Below are 17,453 nucleotides of genomic sequence, written 5' to 3'. Positions count from 1 at the left end.
TCCGGATTTTCAATCCAGGACCAATATAGCCTGGGGATTTGCAATCCCCGGTTTGAAACGCTAATTGTCATTTAATCCGCGGATTACAAATCCGCATGTTTTTTAGTCCGGGATTATAAATCCGGACTAACAGGCAGGAGCCAGGCAGGAGGTATGACATATTATTTCATCATTTATAGCGATGGGTTTCAAACCCATCGCTATAAATAATCTATCGATCAGGATGCTTCCGGCAGACTGAAATAAAATGTAGTCCCCGAGCCTATCGTCGTTTCAAACCAAACCTTACCACCTGCATTTTCTATAGAGTTTTTAACGAATGCCAAACCAAGCCCTGTACCTGAACTTTTAGTAGTGAAGTTCGGCTCGAATATTTTCTCGCACAGGTTATCGGGAATGCCATTGCCATTATCCTTTACACTGAGTAAAATATTTTTGCTGGTGATGAGGTAATTGATCTCTATCAGTCCCTGCCTGTCATTTGGGATGGCTTCTATAGCATTCTTCAGTAAGTTATTAAAGCATCTTAGCAATTGGTCCCTATCAGCATTAATAAAGAACTGGCTATCAGGCGGATTGAAAACTATCCGGAGATTATCCATCTGTTTAAAAATGATAACCGCTTGATTTAATGCTTCGAAAATATCCATGCGCACGATACGGGTATCCGGCATTTTTGCGAACGCCGAGAACTCTGATGCGATAGATGACAAACTTTCTATCTGCTCAACAAATGATTTGCTGAAGCGCTCAAACTTTTGATCAAATTTAGGGTCCTTATCCTTCCATGATTTTTCGAGCAATTGCAATCCCAATTTTAATGGTGTGAGCGGATTTTTGATCTCGTGTGCCACCTGTTTGGCCATTTCGCGCCATGCACTTTCCCTTTCAGATTGGGCGAGTTTTTGCGCGCTCTGCTCTAGGGCGGCAATCATGTTATTATATTCGGTGATGAGTGCGCCGATCTCATCATTACGTTGCCATTTAATGGGTTCGTTCTTTTGTCCGTAGATCGTTCGGCTCAAGCTTGTCTGAATGATGGTTAGCGGATTGGTGATCTGCCTGGCAATAAGCACCGCCAGCAAGCCAATCGCAATAAAAATCAAAGCGTAAACATTGATCATAGCATTCAGCAATGATCCTGCGCGTTGTTTATAATCGGCCTCGTTTGAGAAATAAGGCAACTGCAAATAGCCTAAGGTATGCTTGGCGTCTTTAATAGGAACATAGGCTGCCTTATAGTTCAGCTCACCAATTATTTCATTGTGAATGTACTCCGATTTTTGAAGCTTATTAAGATAGATATACGCTTTGGCATTTATCCGCGGAGCAAGCAATCCATAGTCATACAACTTGGGTTGTGTCGACATTAATTCAGTGCCACTGGTATTAAACAGGGTCAGGTCTGCTGAATAAGTTTTTGCAAACTCATTGAATCTGAGCTGAAAACTTTCGATCGAGTTCTTATTGAATGCGTCATAAACAAGATTACTGTTCTCAAAAGCTTTTGCAATGTGCGATATTTTGTCGCTAATAGTTTGATCCTGCTGAGCATTATACTGATCAACAATAGAAAGATAAGTGATAATACCCACCATAATCAGTGTTACAACCACCGTAAAAACGATAGAGAGCTGGATGCGTGTTTTGTATAATATCTTATCAAAATTTAGCTGCAATACCCAATGCAGATAATTATCCTTAATATACATGATCCGGATACGTGCCCACAGCCACCTGATGCTGATGCAGACAGCCGCAAAGACCAGGAACACGATAAAGAAAAACGTAATGGAAGTTACGGTATTAATAAGGATGTCATTTTCCTTACTCACTACGATCAGCGTACGTTTTGATGGTTCATAAATCAGGTGACTATATCCTTTTAATATCCCGAACCGGTCTGATTCTGTACTTGCAGTATTAATAAAAATATATCCTTTTAACTGCCCTTTCAAATCGTGGTTAGTGAGGCTGTAAACATAATGCCCGTTCTGGCTAAAGAGTTTATTGTCCTGGTAAAAGGCGTAAGAATAATCCTTGAAAAGGTCATTTGACTTATAAGTACCATTGATTAATAATGCAGGAAAGGAGTTTTCGCCGTGCAGGAATTTTGATTCCAGCTCCACAACGATGGTACCCACATTAATCTCGCCTTTAAAAATGGGTATCAATGCCAGGTATTTCAGCACACCTAATGTGCCTATGTTGCGGTAAAAATGATCAGATTCTTTGAAGAAAGAATCGAATTTGATCATATCCTTAAACATGTCCAGTTCGTAGGCTTTATCTCCTAATGCTTCGCCCCTGTTATTATATTCATGTATTTTGAATTCATACTTTCCCAGGTATCCGTCAAAATAGGTGCGTTGAATATGATCGGCTAATCCCGTTAGGGTATTATGGACGGTATCGGTAAAATACCGCTGTATTGAGGGGTCGGTAACTATCCGCTTATCAATGTCTTTAAACATATTGTTGGCGACGGGATCATTCGGCGCTTCTAATTGCTTCACCAGGTCTTTGCGGGTTTCTTTTTCTTTTATCGCCTGAAAGTGGTTGAGCTTGATGGCAGACAATACGGCACAGAGCAGAACGATAATTACTAGTGCAGTCGCGGTTATTTTACCCTTATCATACCGGTAGGCATACCCTCTTAAAATTACCCATATCGCCCAGAAAATATAAAAAACACTGAACTCCTGATCCTGCTGAGCCGCCATGATGGTACAGATAACCATACTGAGTAATAGTATGGCCACCTGGTGTGATACCGGTACAACCAGTCTGCTGCAGACGGTAAGCGTAACCTCCGTCAGTAAATAAAATATCAGGAAACTGAAGCATAGCATTAAGACACCCAGCATGCTAAAGCCGGAGAGGTTAAGCACGTTATTGACATCAAAATTGATATTGGAATACCTGACCAGGCCATAAAACAGCCGCAACAGCGAAGTGGAACTGACGTCGAGCATCAGCACAAACGCAATCACAATGAAATAACCAATAAACCTGTTGTAAACATTGGTAAGTATCTTCTCCTTATGCCGGAACACGAATGTGGCAAACCAGGTGCAGTACAATATATTGATGCAAAAATCTCCAAGTGATGGAAACAACGGTCCTGAGCTATAATGTTCGGGGTTAAAAATCTCAGGCTGATGAGAGAAACCCGGCCACCCATAGTGCAGGTTCATGATCCGTAAAAGGACGATAAAGGATGCCAGCATCAGAAATGACAAGTAGACATATCCTTTGAGTGCTATATAATTACAGACGCTATGCACCAGCAGGAACAATACGAATGCGCATAACACCCACAGTACCACCTCGAAATAAAAAAATTTATGGCCAACCTCGTTACCTTTTACTTTGACTGAAAATAACAGGGTGTTATCCAGGCTGTGTATCTCGTAAACATTTTTGTCAGTAAAGTCGGCTATCTCGATATTGTTGTCCTTCAATAGATTCTTAGCAAAAACATTGTGCAGATATTGATTCTGGACACGGTAATTGATCTTTACAGGGATAAAAAAGATCGCATAAAAATTACCCTCGCTTTTTTTAATGACGTCATAAAAACCATTAGTACCCTGTATAAATGAATAGCCATTCCGGATATTGGCCGGTCGTACAGGTATTATTTTAATCCCGCTCCAGAATGCAAGGTGGTTATCTTTATAAGTGAGCACCCATATATTTTCATCAGTAGTAAATTGCTTGATGATCTTCAGACCCTCCTGCTCATCGTTGCCAAGTGTTTTTAGCTTGTCGAAGTTTTTCTTGTCGTCAAGAAAATTTTTGACGACGGTTTCCTTCTTGTGAAGATTGTCTTCAAGCGTTTGCCCGGTTTGAAAAAGATTATTTCTTGGGGTGTAGGTTTTCTGGACAATAACTGCCGTAAGCAATAAGCTGGCAAACAGCAAAGCCAGCAACAGTCGTATTTTCGCAGATGTCGTCAAGATGTCAAACGGCTAACAAGGTAACGTAAAGATACAATACAAAAAAGAAAGCCATCCTGTTTGGGATGGCTTTTAACATTTAATTTTTTAGTTTATTCCTGCGGTAATGCCGCACTGCTGGTTGGCATCGCTCTGTCAACCTTCTTTACCAGGCCTTGCAACACGTTTCCTGGGCCTACCTCGGTAAATGAAGTTGCCCCGTCCTCAATCATATGCTGTACAGTTTGTGTCCAACGAACAGGGCCGGTTAACTGTGCGATCAGGTTATGTTTGATCTTCTCCGGATCGGTGTAAGGTTTGGCATCGATATTCTGATAGATCGGGCAAACCGGTTCTTTGATTTCGGTATGAACGATGGCGTGTTCCAATTCAACTCGTGCTGCTTCCATCAATGGCGAATGGAAAGCCCCGCCTACATTCAGTTTTAATGCACGTTTAGCTCCGGCAGCGGTCAGCTTTTCGCAAGCAGCATCGACTCCTGCAATAGTTCCTGAAATGACCAATTGACCCGGGCAATTGTAATTAGCCGGTACGACAACGTCAGTTAACTCGTGGCAGATATCTTCTACTGTAAAATCATCCAGCCCTAAAATAGCCGCCATGGTTGATGGCTGTATTTCACAAGCTTTTTGCATGGCATTGGCACGTGCAGCTACCAAACGTAATCCGTCTTCAAATGACAATGCTCCGGCAGATACCAAGGCCGAGAATTCACCCAATGAGTGGCCTGCAGCCATTTCAGGTTTGAAATCATCACCCAACACCTTAGCCAGGATAACAGAATGTAAAAAGATGGCCGGTTGTGTTACTTTGGTTTGCTTAAGGTCTTCGTCGGTGCCGCTAAACATTACGTCGGTAATCCGGAAGCCTAAAATCTCATTAGCTTTTTCGAATAACTGGCGGGCTTCTTCCGATCTTTCATAAAGATCCTTACCCATACCTACAAACTGGGCACCCTGGCCCGGAAAAATATATGCTTTCATGTGGTTTATTGGTTCATTAGTTCAATTGTTCATTGGTGCAATGTTCCAATAATTTTCTTACAAGTAAAAACTGCGATTGATTTTTACCAATGAACTAATGCACCAGTGAACTAATGAACTAACCTAGCTTAGCTGCTATCAAATTTAAAAACTCTGCGCGGGTTTTTTCTTTCAAAAATTCGCCCGTAAATGCAGAAGTAGTGGTAACTGAATTTTGTTTTTGTACGCCGCGCATGCTCATGCACAAATGGCGGCATTCAATTACAATACCTACACCCAATGGGTTTAAGGTATCCTGTATACAATCTCTTATCTCGTTAGTCAAACGTTCCTGAACCTGTAAGCGGCGTGCGAAAACATCCACAATACGCGGTATTTTGCTCAAACCAACTACATGTCCATTGGGAATATAAGCCACATGAGCCTTGCCAAAAAAGGGCAGCATATGGTGCTCGCACATCGAATATACTTCGATATCCTTCACGACCACCATCTGGCTATATTCCTCTTTAAACATAGCCGATTTCATAATCGCCTTTGCATCGAGCTCGTAACCCTGGGTAAGGAATAGCATGGCTTTCGCCACCCTTTCGGGGGTTTTCAATAATCCTTCACGCTCAGGGTTTTCGCCGATCTGCTTTAAAACGCTGTGATAATGGGTGCTCAGGCTGTCGATCAGCTCAGGATTATACCTGTCGATCTTTACGTAGCCTTCAATATTATCGTCGTCGTCCTGGATAAGATTCTTTTTGCTCATTTGTCAGGTTTAATCGCCAAAGTACTCGGCGGAATTATTTTCGGTTTCGTAAAGTTTCACCGAATGCAGGAATACGCCCTTGTTATTTTCTATTGGCGCTTTCAATTGGTTGAATATCTCGATGCAAAGCAACTCGGTCGAGGCCATTTTACCGGCCATAAACGGAACATCAAGGTTGATGTTTTTATGGTCCAGTTTTTCGATCACATAATCGTTGATGATCGTTTTCAGTAATTTCAGATCTATCAGGTAGCCGGTCTCGTACGTAACATCACCTTTAACCGTTACAAACAAATTATAGTTGTGACCATGCCAGTGCGGATTGGCGCATTTGCCAAAAATCTCTGCGTTCTTCTCCTCGCTCCATTCCTCACGGTACATTCTGTGAGCAGCATTAAAGTGCTCTTTCCGTGTCATGTATATCATCATAGTAATAATTGGTGCAAATATACAAAACAAAAACAAGGGCATTGTTCTATCTTAGCTGTCAAAATAAAGCCATTTATTTATGCGGATATTGGTTGTTTCTGCTACTGAGTTCGAAGTCGGAAGTCTGAAGTCAGAAGTCGGAAGTCAGAGTCAAGAATCAAGAATCAAGAATCAAGAAATAGACTTTTTGGTCACCGGTGTTGGTATGGTGGCAACTGCATTTGCATTAGGAAGGCATCTCGCAACCCATCAATATGACCTGGCTATAAATCTGGGTATAGCAGGCAGTCTTGACCGAAATATTGCTCTTGGGGAAGTGGTGGAGGTAGTAGATGATCAGCTATCCGAGCTAGGCGCAGAAAATGATGAGACATTTTTGCCGATAGAAACGCTTGGCTTTGGTGAGAGCATTTTTAAAACTGATACCCGTCTTTCATATTACACCAATCAGCAATTAAAGCAGGTAACAGCCATTACGGTGAATACGGTTCATGGACATGAACCCAGTATTCAAAAATTAACCGGACGCATTCAACCACAATTGGAAAGTATGGAAGGCGCTGCCTTTTTTTATGCCTGCAAACAGGTGGCTGTTCCTTGTTTGCAGATCAGGGCAGTGTCAAATTATATAGAAAAACGCAATCGTGACGCCTGGCAAATAGGGCTTGCTATTAAAAATCTGAATAAGTTTGCTACAGAGTTGTTGGAAGTGTTGGAGAAGTTGTAAGAGTTGTAAAGGTTATTCTAAATACCATTTACCCTTTCCTCATAACGTCTACAACCATTACAACCTCTACAACCATTACAACTAAAAAACATGAAACTATCTCTCGGCTTTTCTCCCTGCCCAAATGATACCTTTATTTTTGATGCCCTGATCCACCATAAGATCGACACGGAAGGGTTAGAATTTGATGTGTTTTATGATGACGTGGAAACACTGAACCAGAAGGCATTTCGCGGCGAGTTGGATATTACCAAGCTGAGTTATCATGCCTTTGCATACGTGATCGATAAATATGTATTGCTGGATGCGGGGAGTGCATTGGGCTTCGGCGTAGGACCGCTTTTGATTTCGAATGTCGAATTTTCGATTTCGGATTTAAATAATACTGATCACAAAATCGGAATTCCGGGTAAATATACGACGGCCAACTTTCTTTTAGGATTAGCACTGCCAGAGGCTACTAATAAGCAAGAATTAGTATTTTCTGAGATCGAAGATGCTGTCTTGAGCGGCAAAGTCGACTTGGGGCTTATCATCCACGAAAACCGTTTCACCTATCAGGATAAAGGCCTGAAAAAGATCGTCGACCTTGGGGATTACTGGGAAAAGCAAACCGGCTGTGCTATTCCGCTGGGTGGTATTGTTGCTAACCGCAAATTAGCGTTGGATGTTAAGCACAAGATTAACCGGGTGCTAAAGAAATCGGTAGAGTTTGCTTTTGCGAATCCGAAATCGGGATTGGAGTTTATCCGCTCGCATGCACAGGAAATGAGTGAGGAGGTGATGTATAAGCATATCGAACTGTACGTCAATAAGTATTCTGTTGACTTGGGTGAAGAAGGTAGAAAGGCTATTAACCTGCTCTTTGATACTGCGAAAGAAAAGAATATTATACCTGAGATAACGAAAGAGATTTTTTTAACCTGACATAAAAAGCCCCTCTCTTTTGGAGAGGGGTTGGAGTTAGGCTTTAATACAACAATTTATCGTACGGATACCTTGCCGTATGGATTGCTTTTACCCGTTCATACAGCATTGCTCTGAATTCCTCCACGTTCTCCTTTTTAAGGGCAGAAATAAACATTGCCGGACTATTATTCTTGGCCATCCAACTTTGTTTAAAGTCCTCTAAGGTCATTGTGTGGGCTTCTTCACCGGGATGATGATGCAGCGGTTCATAAGCGTCGATCTTGTTAAAAACCGTGATCATTTGCTTATCGATGGCGCCCAGATCTTTTAGTGTTTCGTTTACTGTTCTAATTTGGTCCTCGAAATTGGGGTGCGAAACATCCACCACGTGAACCAACACATCGGCTTCACGCACCTCATCCAGCGTCGACTTAAAACATTCTACCAAATGGTGAGGTAGCTTGCGGATAAAACCTACGGTATCAGATAACAGGAATGGCAGGTTTTCAATCACCACCTTACGCACTGTCGTATCCAGCGTAGCGAACAACTTATTCTCAGCAAATACCTCCGATTTGGAGATCATGTTCATGATGGTGGATTTGCCTACGTTGGTATAACCCACCAATGCCACACGAACCAGTTGATGACGGTTTTTGCGTTGTGTCTCGTTCTGCCGGTCGATCAGTTTTAATTTTTCCTTTAAAAGAGAAATTTTATTCAGGATCAAACGACGGTCGGTCTCTATCTGCGACTCACCGGGGCCGCGCATACCGATACCACCTTTCTGGCGCTCTAAGTGCGTCCATAAACGGGTCAATCGCGGCAGCAAATATTGTAATTGGGCCAGCTCAACCTGTGCTTTGGCCTGCGCGGTTTGGGCACGATTGGCAAATATGTCCAGTATCAGGTTACTACGGTCGAGTATCTTTACCTGCAGTTCATTTTCTATGTTACGCAATTGCGAAGGCGAGAGCTCATCGTCAAAAACCACGATGTCTATCTCTTCGGCTTGTACATATTCTTTTATCTCTTCGAGCTTACCTGTCCCGACAAAAGTTGCGCGTTCTGGCCGCAGCATTTTTTGGGTAAAAGTTTTTACCGTAAGGCCTCCTGCGGTTTCCACTAAAAACTCCAATTCCTCCAGGTATTCTTTTTCCTGTGCTTCGGTTTCATTAGGTGTAATAACACCCACCAGCACTACTTTCTCCTGCTTCACAGCAGTATCATAAAATTTTTGTCTCATGTAAAATAATGATTATCAATCAAGATGCCAATTTAACCATAATGCATCAATGCGGTTAAAATGACATTAAGTAAAATATTTTCTCTAACTTTATATTATGAACAACGAACAGCAAAAACTGCTTGAACGTGTTACTCTTGTACCCGATTTACTAAGTGGTAAGCCTACCATCAGAGGGCAACGCTTTTTAGTTAGTGACGTGCTCGAGCTATTATCTACAGGAATGTCTGAAGAAGAAATTCTGGAACAACACCCTGTTCTGCAAAAAGAAGATATACAAGCTGCCCTTTTGTATGCGTCACTAAAAATGAAAAACACTATAGTGATCCATGCCGCCTGAAAATTGGGAGATTTGGCTTGATACTCAAATATCACCGATCATCGCAAAATGGATGTCTGAACATACAGGCTTTGTCGTAAAATCATCGTATAGTTTAGATCTAAATAATCTTACTGATACAGTTATTTACAACATGGCCAAATCACAGGGCAATGTTATCCTTGTTTCTAAAGACGCGGATTTTCCAGAATTAATTAGTCGATTAGGATCACCGCCTAAATTGATTGTTGTCAAAAAAGGTAATTGTACCAATCGGTTGCTTTGGGAGTTTCTAAAACCCAATATTTCAAAAGCAATTAAACTACTAATCACATCAGATATAGATATTATTGAATTGGAATAAATTAATTTACCCACCAGTGTTTAACGAGATTCAATTTGCGTCTGGCCCTGGTTATTGCCGTATACCACCATTTGCATAATTCTTGCGGATGCATATTATACATCCCATTTTTGTTATTATCTAAGAATAAAAATACATTATTCCATTCGCCGCCCTGAGCTTTATGACAAGTTACAGCGTAGCCGAAAGTCGCTCTTAAACAATTGAGATAATCATCTTCAAGCATGGCCTTTTTATAATCAGGCGTATTTGTGCTTATTTTTCTTGATCGCATTCTTTGGCTAAAATCGATCATCAATTCTTTCATTTGATTATTTGAAAGATTCCCTTTTAAGCCATATAGTGAATCTAAAGACAACAAAATATTATAATCTTTTTCTGACGAAACAGATTTAATACGAACACTTTGAAACTTAAGACCTGCCTTTGTAGTAATGTCACCTAATTCGCTTACAATTACAAAATCTCCATTAGTTAAAGGTACCACATAGTTGTTTTGAGTTACTAATAATACTTCACCTATTTGCAATGGGATATTTACATCCCCGAATAGTTCCCTACGCATTGCCTTATTGATATTTGTTACCATTACATTGCTTCTGGCAATTGCGAGTGTTTCACTTATACCTGTTTGCTTATATTGTTTGACATAAGAATTGAATAATTCTTTGTCTGATGTATGCAGCTCAACATTGTTCAAGTTTGAAGCCGGTAGTTTGAGATATATCTCCCATTCCTTTTGTAAACTCATATCACGAACAGCACCGGCTAACTTAAGTATATCATTGGAGGATTCTGTTCTTTCTATTTTTTCCAAGGTAAATGATAAGGCTACCTTATCATGTTTGGCCAACCACTTTAAATCTAATGCCGGGCTAAAATGCTGATTAACTGGAGGAAGCTGGCAGGGGTCACCTACAAAAATGATTTTATTTTTATCTACAACTTCAAAAAAATCATTTAATAAAATGCCAGAACCAAATTGTGCAAACAATATATCTTTTGATAAGTCACCTGATAGCATAGAAGCCTCATCTACGATATATAATTGTTTCCCTTGATCTGGTTGACGAGTTGTAAATTGCAAACTCATTTGACCGCTATTATTATTGCCTTCGGACATGTCTTCCAGCATTTTATCATCAATGCCATCAACTTTACTGAAATTATATAATTCGCTGTGAACTGTTTTTGCTGAAAATCCGGTCTTACCTTTTAATACAGTTGCGGCTCGTCCTGTTGATGCTAATAAACAAAATTGTTGCTCATTATCTGAAAGCCATTGCCCTAAATGTTGCATCAAAAAAGTCTTACCGGTACCAGCATATCCTTTTAGCACAAAAACATTAGCAGATGGGTGTTCAAGAAATTTTTGAATGGCTTTAAATGCTAATTTTTGATCTTCGTTTAAGGTTAATTTTTCGGACATGTTAGCTAAAATACTGATAATTAGGTTAATTACACCACTTAGCTGTTTTGTAAATTCACCTATAACTCTTTCACAAACTCCCTTATCGCCGCCCCCGGATCTTCCTGCTTCATAAAGTTTTCACCTATCAGGAAACCGTTAAAGCCTGCTTTTTTTAGCTCCTTTATGGTTTCCGGGTTGCTGATTGCGCTTTCAGATATCTTCATAAACTCAGCCGGAATATGCTCTGCCAACTGGTATGAAGTATCTACCGATACCGTAAAATCAGCCAGGTTACGGTTATTTACGCCGATAGCATCCAGCTTAGGATTAATGCTGCGTTGCAGCTCTTCCAGGTTGTGCACTTCCAATAACACATTCAATTCTAAGCTTTTTGCTCTTGTGGCTAATTGATCTATTTGCTCTGGTGTCAATATAGCAGCGATCAGCAGGATAATATCAGCCCCCAACGCTTTTGCTTCAAATACCTGGTACTCATCGATCATAAAATCCTTGCGGAGAATAGGAATGTTATTCGCCCTGCGTGCCTCCGCCAGGTCAGTTTTTCGTCCCATAAAAAACTTACGGTCGGTTAAAACGGACAGGGCCGATGCACCAGCCTCAGCATACGCATTGGTTACCTGCTTTACCGTCACTTTATCGTTGATCACCCCTTTTGAAGGCGACTTCCGCTTAAACTCGGCAATAATACCTGTGCGGTTAGCATCCAGCAAAAACTCCTTAAACGAAAGCGGCTGCCTGCTAAAAAACTCCGCCGACTCCAGCATTTTTATAGAAGTGAACTTCTTCGCTTTCTCTACTTCCTTCTTTTTATGGGCAACAATTTTATCAAGAATAGTCATAAATCTCCGGCAACATCAACGGTTGCTTCTTTTGCAAGTATAAAAAATATCAGCCTAAATCACTTCTGCCATTTTAGGCGCTAACCAGTTTTGCATCATCTGGCGACCGTATTCCGTCAACACTGATTCCGGGTGAAACTGTACACCGCGAACATCATATTCTTTGTGACGTAACGCCATAATGCTGTTGTCCTGCTCGTCAATGGCGGTTATGGTCAGTACATCAGGCAAGCCTTTATGATCTACTACCCAAGAGTGATAACGGCCCACCTTAAAGTTTTTCGGCAAGCCGGTAAATAGCTTTTCGTCGGCGTCAGTCACCTTTATCGGCGTCGCTATGCCATGCATCGGGCGACTCAGGTTATACAATTGTCCGCCAAATGCCTCAGCTATGGCCTGCTGACCTAGACACACCCCAAAAATGCTCTTAGTAGGCGCGTAGCGTGCTATCACATCCAGCAGCGAACCCGCTTCTGACGGTATGCCCGGCCCCGGCGACAGGATAATATGGCTGAATGCTTCAACATCGTCCAGGTTGAATTTATCGTTCCTCCACACCTCGCATTGCAAACCTATCTCGTTTACCAAATGCACCAGGTTATAGGTGAATGAATCGTAATTGTCTATTATTAAAATCTTGCTCATGTGTGCTTTAAATTCTAAGCTCTAAAATCTAAATTCTAAAACTTTAATTTCTAAACTCTAAATCCTAGTCTCTAATTGTTAAACTCTAAATCCTAATTCCTAAATTCTAATCTTTGTGCGCTAATCACTAATCACCGGTTAACCGATCACTGATTAACTATCTCACAATTCCTCCGCTAATTCAATGGCCTTCCTCAATGCCGCTATTTTGTTGTCCACTTCTTTTAACTCGCTTTCCGGATTCGAGTCGGCTACGATGCCGGCGCCTGCCTGGTAGTGCAGCGTATTGTTTTTGCTCAGGAACGACCGGATCATAATAGCAAGGTTAACATCTCCGTTAAAGCCCATGAAGCCGATGGCCCCGCTGTAGAAACTGCGCTTGCTTTTTTCATTTTCGTCGATGATTTCCATTGCGCGGAATTTCGGCGCTCCGCTCAATGTCCCTGCGGGGTATGTATCCGCTACAATTTTGAATGATGACTCCCCCGGACGAATCTTCCCGCTCACATGCGACACCAAATGGATCAAATGCGAATAATACTGAACTTCCTTAAAAGCCTTCACCTCTACCTGATCGCAATGGCGGCTCAAGTCATTCCGCGCCAGGTCGACCAGCATAACATGCTCTGCCGACTCTTTCGGGTCATTTTCCAAAGCACGGGCTATTTCTGCGTCTTTCACGTCATCCCCGCTGCGCTTAAATGTCCCGGCGATTGGAAATATATTAGCCACATTATCTTTAATAGTGATCTGCGCCTCGGGCGATGAACCGAATATGCGAAAATCACCATAATCGAAGTAGAACAGGTAAGGCGATGGGTTGATCGACCGTAACGCCCGGTACACATTAAATTCATCCCCCTGGAACGCCCTCGAAAACGGCTTCGACGGCACGATTTGGAACACATCACCCCTGAAAATATGCTGCTTCATCTTCTCTACCATCGCCATAAATTCCTGTCCGGTCAGCGTTGATTTTTCATCGCCATTGCTTTGGAAGTGATATTCAGGGAAATTCTTGTTTTTGATCAGGTATTCCAGCTTTTCCAGTCCACCGTTGGTAGGCATGTCCTCAGGTTGGTTTTGAAAAATGTGCAACTCGTTTTTAAAATGATCGATAGCAATGATGTAGCGGTAAATATGGTACTGCATCACCGGAATCTTGCGCGTATCGTCAGCGCTTTGCTTTAGCCTGATGGTTTCGTAATGCTCAACAGCCTCGTGCGTAAAGTAACCCCAGATACCGTTTGAAATAATCTTGCTGTTACTCTCCGTAGTTTCAAAGCTCGCCACAAACTTGGCGATCTCGTCTACCAAATCAAAAGTGCCGGGTTCGCTTACTACGGTATTACCGTCAGGATAGCTTTTCTTCAGGCGACCGTCGCTTAATACCAATCCGCTGATGGGTTCGCAGCAAACATAGCTCATGCTGTTCTCGCGGCTGTGATAGTCAGAGCTTTCCAGCAGCAGGGCATTCGGGTACACATCGCGCAGGCGCAGGTAAATGCTCACCGGCGTGGTGGTATCGGCTAGCAGTTTTTTAGAAGTAGTGGTTATTTTATATCGTTTCATTGTTGTTGTTCAAAAAGCATTAAAATACAAAGCCCGGCGTTGGTTGGCGCCGGGCTTATATTAGGTTTACAATTGATTAGTAAGTCTTACCAAAAATATATCCGGACGCCATTTTCATGGTGCCACCAGCTAGTATTTTTGTTAGTTTTAATCATCGCGGTCACAAATTTATAAAGAATATTGAATTAGCAAATTTTTCAGGAAAATATTTTGTGCTTTTCTGAAAAAATTATGATTATGACATTCCAAGCAGTCTCCGCTTGCTTAAAATTATGATTATTGCAATAAAAATCAGGGCTAAAGTGTAGAATATAGCTATGCTTTTATGTTTTGCGTCAGATGTAGCGCCGCGTTTTGAACGGGTATGACCAACGGTGATCAAAGCAATGGCGATCAGCATGCCTACAAGGTGTTCCATCGTCCAGTAACGGGTGGTGGCATCCTTCATGGTATCCGGACCGAACTTTACGAACGGGCTCACAAAATACAGCACGATACCGATAAGCAATTGCGTATGCGCCGATATCATGGCAAACAGGTTGAGCTTGCGGTGACTTTCGGTGTATGATACTTTGCCCAGCCAACCAAGCCAGGCCCGTATGATCGCCAAAAGAAGCAGTAAAAGCACGATATACCTGAAACCGGAGTGCAGGTGTAAAAGAAAGCTGTATAAAGTCATGATGTGAAATGGTGTTTAATGAATGTGTAAACTGACGAAACAAATATAGCTTTTTGTCTGAACCGCTGATTTATTTGATTAAATGGATTTCGCTGATTAGAAAAAGGGTGTCATACTGAGCTTAGTCGAAGTATGGTAGGATGGGTAGGCTGCATGTTGTCTGAACCGGAATTAATAGAATTTTTGAATTGCCTGAATTCTGCCAATTCTTTAATTCTATTAATTCGAGTTCTGACAATTTGGGCGTTTCCGCTGATAGAAGCGGCCGCGCTGTACGTTCATACGCCTGCAGGCCTTAGGCGCAGGGCCAGTATTTACTGCCATCGCTAACGCGGATTGTCTGAACCGCTGATTAATTTGATTACGTTGATTTCGCAGATTATTTAATTGTACAGCCGTTGTGAAGGTCTCAAACTTCCAAAATCTTTTATATTTTAGCATCACTAAATCTTATACACAACATGAATAACTTCTCAATAAGTCGTCAAATCACTTTAAAGGACTACAGGCAACTCAGCTTTAATCTAACCTATAAAAGATGGTGGGTGATTCTTATCAATGCATTGGCATTAGTTTTTATCGTATTACTGATAATTACAAAAGGCAAAATTCTTAATGATAATGATTTCTCTTCTATAGGAGTTGCTCTAATTTTTATGGCCATTTGGTTTCCAATAGGAATTTTCCTCGCAGTACGAAGAAATTTTAAAAGCAATTACAGATTGCATGAGTTCATAACTTATAACCTTTCAGAAGACGGTTTTTCCGTGACTGGCGAATCATTCAATAGCACAATGGATTGGACAAAAGTTTATAAAATAAGAATAATTGAAGGCTGGCTGCTGATATATAGTAATAGAATAGTAGCCAATTTGATAAAGATTGGTCCAGATGATCAGGGGAATATTGAAGCTTTAAAGAGCTTTCTTAAAAATGGCCATTTCAAAGCAAAGTTGAAATGGTGATATCTATACCCCAAAACTAAACTTCCCCATCAACACCCTGGGATTATCCCCAATCTGAATCGACTCACCCGATAAAGCCTCATTACCCAACAACGCAAACAAAATGGCTTCTTTCGCATCCGGATCAATGCCCAGATTGGAGGTATTACCTAAGGTTGCTTTAGGCAGCAATTGCTTCAAATAAGTAGTCACAAAGTAATTATGCGCGCCGCCGCCGCTTAGGAAGATGTGGCTGTTGGCAGGCAAATATTTGGTGACGAAATTGGCAATGCTGGTAGCAGTGAAAGCACTCAGCGTAGCTACCACATCATTTTTGTTGATCTGTTTGGTGTTCGATACTTCCTGCGCGTCTTCCAGGTAGCTCAGGTTGAACAGCTCAGGGCCGGTGGTTTTGGGGGCTTTCTCGTTGAAAAAAGGATGATCCAGCAAGGCAGCAAGCAAATCATCATTCACCAATCCCGACAGGGCGATGAATGAGTCCTTATCATAAGACTGGTTAAAATATTCCCGGCACGCCGCATCGATCATCGTATTCCCCGGACCGATATCAGTGCAGATCACTTTATGCGTATCGCCATCGGCTGGCAGGTAGGTCAGGTTGGCAATGCCACCTATGTTGAGCAGGATACGGTCTTCGCCTTTTTTGCTACCTAGCAATACGTCACCATACAAAGCAAGCGGAGCGCCTTCACCACCCGCGGCAATGTGTTTTTGTCGGAAATCGCTGATGGTGAGTATGCCGGTTTTTACTGCCAGGTGATCGCCGTCGCCTATTTGTAAGGTCGCGTTTGGATATTCTTTCTGCTTATGCAGTCTTTTTGGCGCATGATAAATAGTTTGCCCGTGACTGGCGATGAAATCTACCTCAGCAGGTTTGATATTCCATTTGGCAAGGGCTTCTAATACCAACTCACCATGAAAAGTGCCGATATAGGCATTTAATAAAGTGATCTTTTCCAGGTCGACCAGCCTTTTTGAAAATACCTCGTGCACCTCGTTTTTAAAGTGCTGTTTATAAGGTATCGTGATAAAATGCAGCAGCTCGAATTTGGTATGCAGTCCGTTGCCTTTGAATTTGCAGAGTGCTATATCCAGGCCATCTAAAGAGGTGCCAGACATCAGTCCGATACCCAGTTTCTCCGGTTTTTGAGCGATGGAAAACAGCTTTTGCAGGTTTTGATTCAGGGCAGGCATCGGGTTGGTAAAAGTTAAAATGAAATTAGCTTTATATAAGCAAACATATCTAATATATTTGCTTTCACCCACACCAAAATCAATTAAAACCTTTGACATGGCGCGATTAAATTTATTGGAAGAGACCCGGTATGAGAAATTGCCGGTGAGCGTATTTGCAAACCAGAAAGAAGCCTCGGTATCCGTAGCAAGGCGAATAGCCGACCTGATCCGCAGTAAGCAGGACAGGAATGAGCAGGTTGTGCTTGGCCTGGCTACAGGCGTAACCCCGCTGGGCGTTTATGCCGAGCTGGTGCGCCTGCACCGCGAGGAAGGCCTGAGCTTTAAAAACGTGATCACCTTCAACCTGGACGAGTACTACCCGATGAAGCCCAATGCGGTTCAAAGCTATGTGACTTTTATGTATGAGAATTTGTTCTCACACATCGACA

General features: G+C 41.9%; 16 protein-coding genes and 1 pseudogene. 6 read left to right on the top strand and 11 right to left on the bottom strand.

The window, feature by feature from the left end; genetic code table 11:
* Nucleotides 1–218: 218 nt before the first annotated feature.
* From VIM89_RS16560 to VIM89_RS16545, 4 genes are all read right to left on the bottom strand, one after another.
* Nucleotides 219–3,962, bottom strand: a complete 3,744-nt coding sequence (locus VIM89_RS16560; protein ID WP_488157286.1) for a sensor histidine kinase — start codon at nucleotides 3,960–3,962, stop codon at nucleotides 219–221.
* 92 nt (nucleotides 3,963–4,054) lie between these two features.
* Nucleotides 4,055–4,945: an ACP S-malonyltransferase gene (gene fabD / locus VIM89_RS16555; protein WP_488157285.1), complete on the bottom strand. Its 891-nt coding sequence runs from the start codon at nucleotides 4,943–4,945 to the stop codon at nucleotides 4,055–4,057.
* Nucleotides 4,946–5,063: 118 nt separating this feature from the next.
* Nucleotides 5,064–5,702, bottom strand: coding sequence for a GTP cyclohydrolase I FolE (folE, locus tag VIM89_RS16550; protein WP_488157284.1), 639 nt, complete (start codon nucleotides 5,700–5,702; stop codon nucleotides 5,064–5,066).
* Nucleotides 5,703–5,711: 9 nt separating this feature from the next.
* Nucleotides 5,712–6,128: a 6-pyruvoyl trahydropterin synthase family protein gene (locus tag VIM89_RS16545; RefSeq protein WP_488157310.1), complete on the bottom strand. Its 417-nt coding sequence runs from the start codon at nucleotides 6,126–6,128 to the stop codon at nucleotides 5,712–5,714.
* Between the two features lie 82 nt (nucleotides 6,129–6,210).
* Between VIM89_RS16545 and mqnB the strand changes: the two genes are divergently transcribed.
* Both mqnB and VIM89_RS16535 read left to right on the top strand, forming a co-directional pair.
* On the top strand, nucleotides 6,211–6,858 hold the full coding sequence (mqnB, locus tag VIM89_RS16540; RefSeq protein ID WP_488157283.1) for a futalosine hydrolase: 648 nt from the start codon (nucleotides 6,211–6,213) through the stop codon (nucleotides 6,856–6,858).
* Between the two features lie 90 nt (nucleotides 6,859–6,948).
* Nucleotides 6,949–7,785, top strand: a complete 837-nt coding sequence (locus VIM89_RS16535) for a menaquinone biosynthesis family protein (protein ID WP_488157282.1) — start codon at nucleotides 6,949–6,951, stop codon at nucleotides 7,783–7,785.
* A gap of 43 nt (nucleotides 7,786–7,828) precedes the next feature.
* Here VIM89_RS16535 and hflX read toward each other — a convergent pair whose 3' ends face one another.
* Nucleotides 7,829–9,013, bottom strand: coding sequence for a GTPase HflX (gene hflX / locus VIM89_RS16530; protein ID WP_488157281.1), 1,185 nt, complete (start codon nucleotides 9,011–9,013; stop codon nucleotides 7,829–7,831).
* A gap of 97 nt (nucleotides 9,014–9,110) precedes the next feature.
* Between hflX and VIM89_RS16525 the strand changes: the two genes are divergently transcribed.
* Nucleotides 9,111–9,353 carry a DUF433 domain-containing protein gene (locus tag VIM89_RS16525; RefSeq protein WP_488157280.1) on the top strand — a complete coding sequence of 81 codons (243 nt, stop codon included), beginning with the start codon at nucleotides 9,111–9,113 and terminating at the stop codon, nucleotides 9,351–9,353.
* Nucleotides 9,343–9,696, top strand: coding sequence for a DUF5615 family PIN-like protein (locus VIM89_RS16520; protein WP_488157279.1), 354 nt, complete (start codon nucleotides 9,343–9,345; stop codon nucleotides 9,694–9,696). The genes VIM89_RS16525 and VIM89_RS16520 overlap by 11 nt, the downstream gene beginning before the upstream one ends.
* A 1-nt stretch (nucleotide 9,697) precedes the next feature.
* Here VIM89_RS16520 and VIM89_RS16515 read toward each other — a convergent pair whose 3' ends face one another.
* The 5 genes from VIM89_RS16515 to VIM89_RS16495 all read right to left on the bottom strand — a co-directional run bounded on the left by VIM89_RS16515 (nucleotide 9,698) and on the right by VIM89_RS16495 (nucleotide 14,863).
* On the bottom strand, nucleotides 9,698–11,125 hold the full coding sequence (locus VIM89_RS16515; RefSeq protein WP_488157278.1) for an ATP-dependent DNA helicase: 1,428 nt from the start codon (nucleotides 11,123–11,125) through the stop codon (nucleotides 9,698–9,700).
* 59 nt (nucleotides 11,126–11,184) lie between these two features.
* Entirely contained in the window at nucleotides 11,185–11,967 is a 783-nt protein-coding gene (gene trpC, locus VIM89_RS16510; RefSeq protein ID WP_488157277.1) for an indole-3-glycerol phosphate synthase TrpC, read from the bottom strand.
* A gap of 54 nt (nucleotides 11,968–12,021) precedes the next feature.
* Nucleotides 12,022–12,612, bottom strand: a complete 591-nt coding sequence (locus tag VIM89_RS16505) for an anthranilate synthase component II (protein ID WP_488157276.1) — start codon at nucleotides 12,610–12,612, stop codon at nucleotides 12,022–12,024.
* Between the two features lie 162 nt (nucleotides 12,613–12,774).
* Nucleotides 12,775–14,184, bottom strand: a complete 1,410-nt coding sequence (locus VIM89_RS16500; RefSeq protein WP_488157275.1) for an anthranilate synthase component I family protein — start codon at nucleotides 14,182–14,184, stop codon at nucleotides 12,775–12,777.
* A gap of 235 nt (nucleotides 14,185–14,419) precedes the next feature.
* Nucleotides 14,420–14,863: a cytochrome B gene (locus tag VIM89_RS16495; RefSeq protein ID WP_488157274.1), complete on the bottom strand. Its 444-nt coding sequence runs from the start codon at nucleotides 14,861–14,863 to the stop codon at nucleotides 14,420–14,422.
* Nucleotides 14,864–15,324: 461 nt separating this feature from the next.
* Between VIM89_RS16495 and VIM89_RS16490 the strand changes: the two genes are divergently transcribed.
* Nucleotides 15,325–15,828: a hypothetical protein gene (locus tag VIM89_RS16490; RefSeq protein WP_488157273.1), complete on the top strand. Its 504-nt coding sequence runs from the start codon at nucleotides 15,325–15,327 to the stop codon at nucleotides 15,826–15,828.
* 3 nt (nucleotides 15,829–15,831) lie between these two features.
* Here the strand turns inward: VIM89_RS16490 and VIM89_RS16485 are convergent, their stop codons facing one another.
* Nucleotides 15,832–17,121, bottom strand: coding sequence for an anhydro-N-acetylmuramic acid kinase (locus VIM89_RS16485; protein ID WP_488157272.1), 1,290 nt, complete (start codon nucleotides 17,119–17,121; stop codon nucleotides 15,832–15,834).
* Between VIM89_RS16485 and VIM89_RS16480 the strand changes: the two are divergent.
* Nucleotides 17,120–17,453: pseudogene (locus VIM89_RS16480) on the top strand (glucosamine-6-phosphate deaminase); the annotation flags it as partial. The gene VIM89_RS16485 and the pseudogene VIM89_RS16480 overlap by 2 nt on opposite strands.

Origin of the sequence: Mucilaginibacter sp. (assembly GCF_036568825.1) — a bacterium.
GTDB lineage: Bacteria > Bacteroidota > Bacteroidia > Sphingobacteriales > Sphingobacteriaceae > Mucilaginibacter.
The sequence above is the reverse complement of the archived record's forward strand: the minus strand, read 5'-3'. Positions and strand labels throughout refer to the sequence as shown.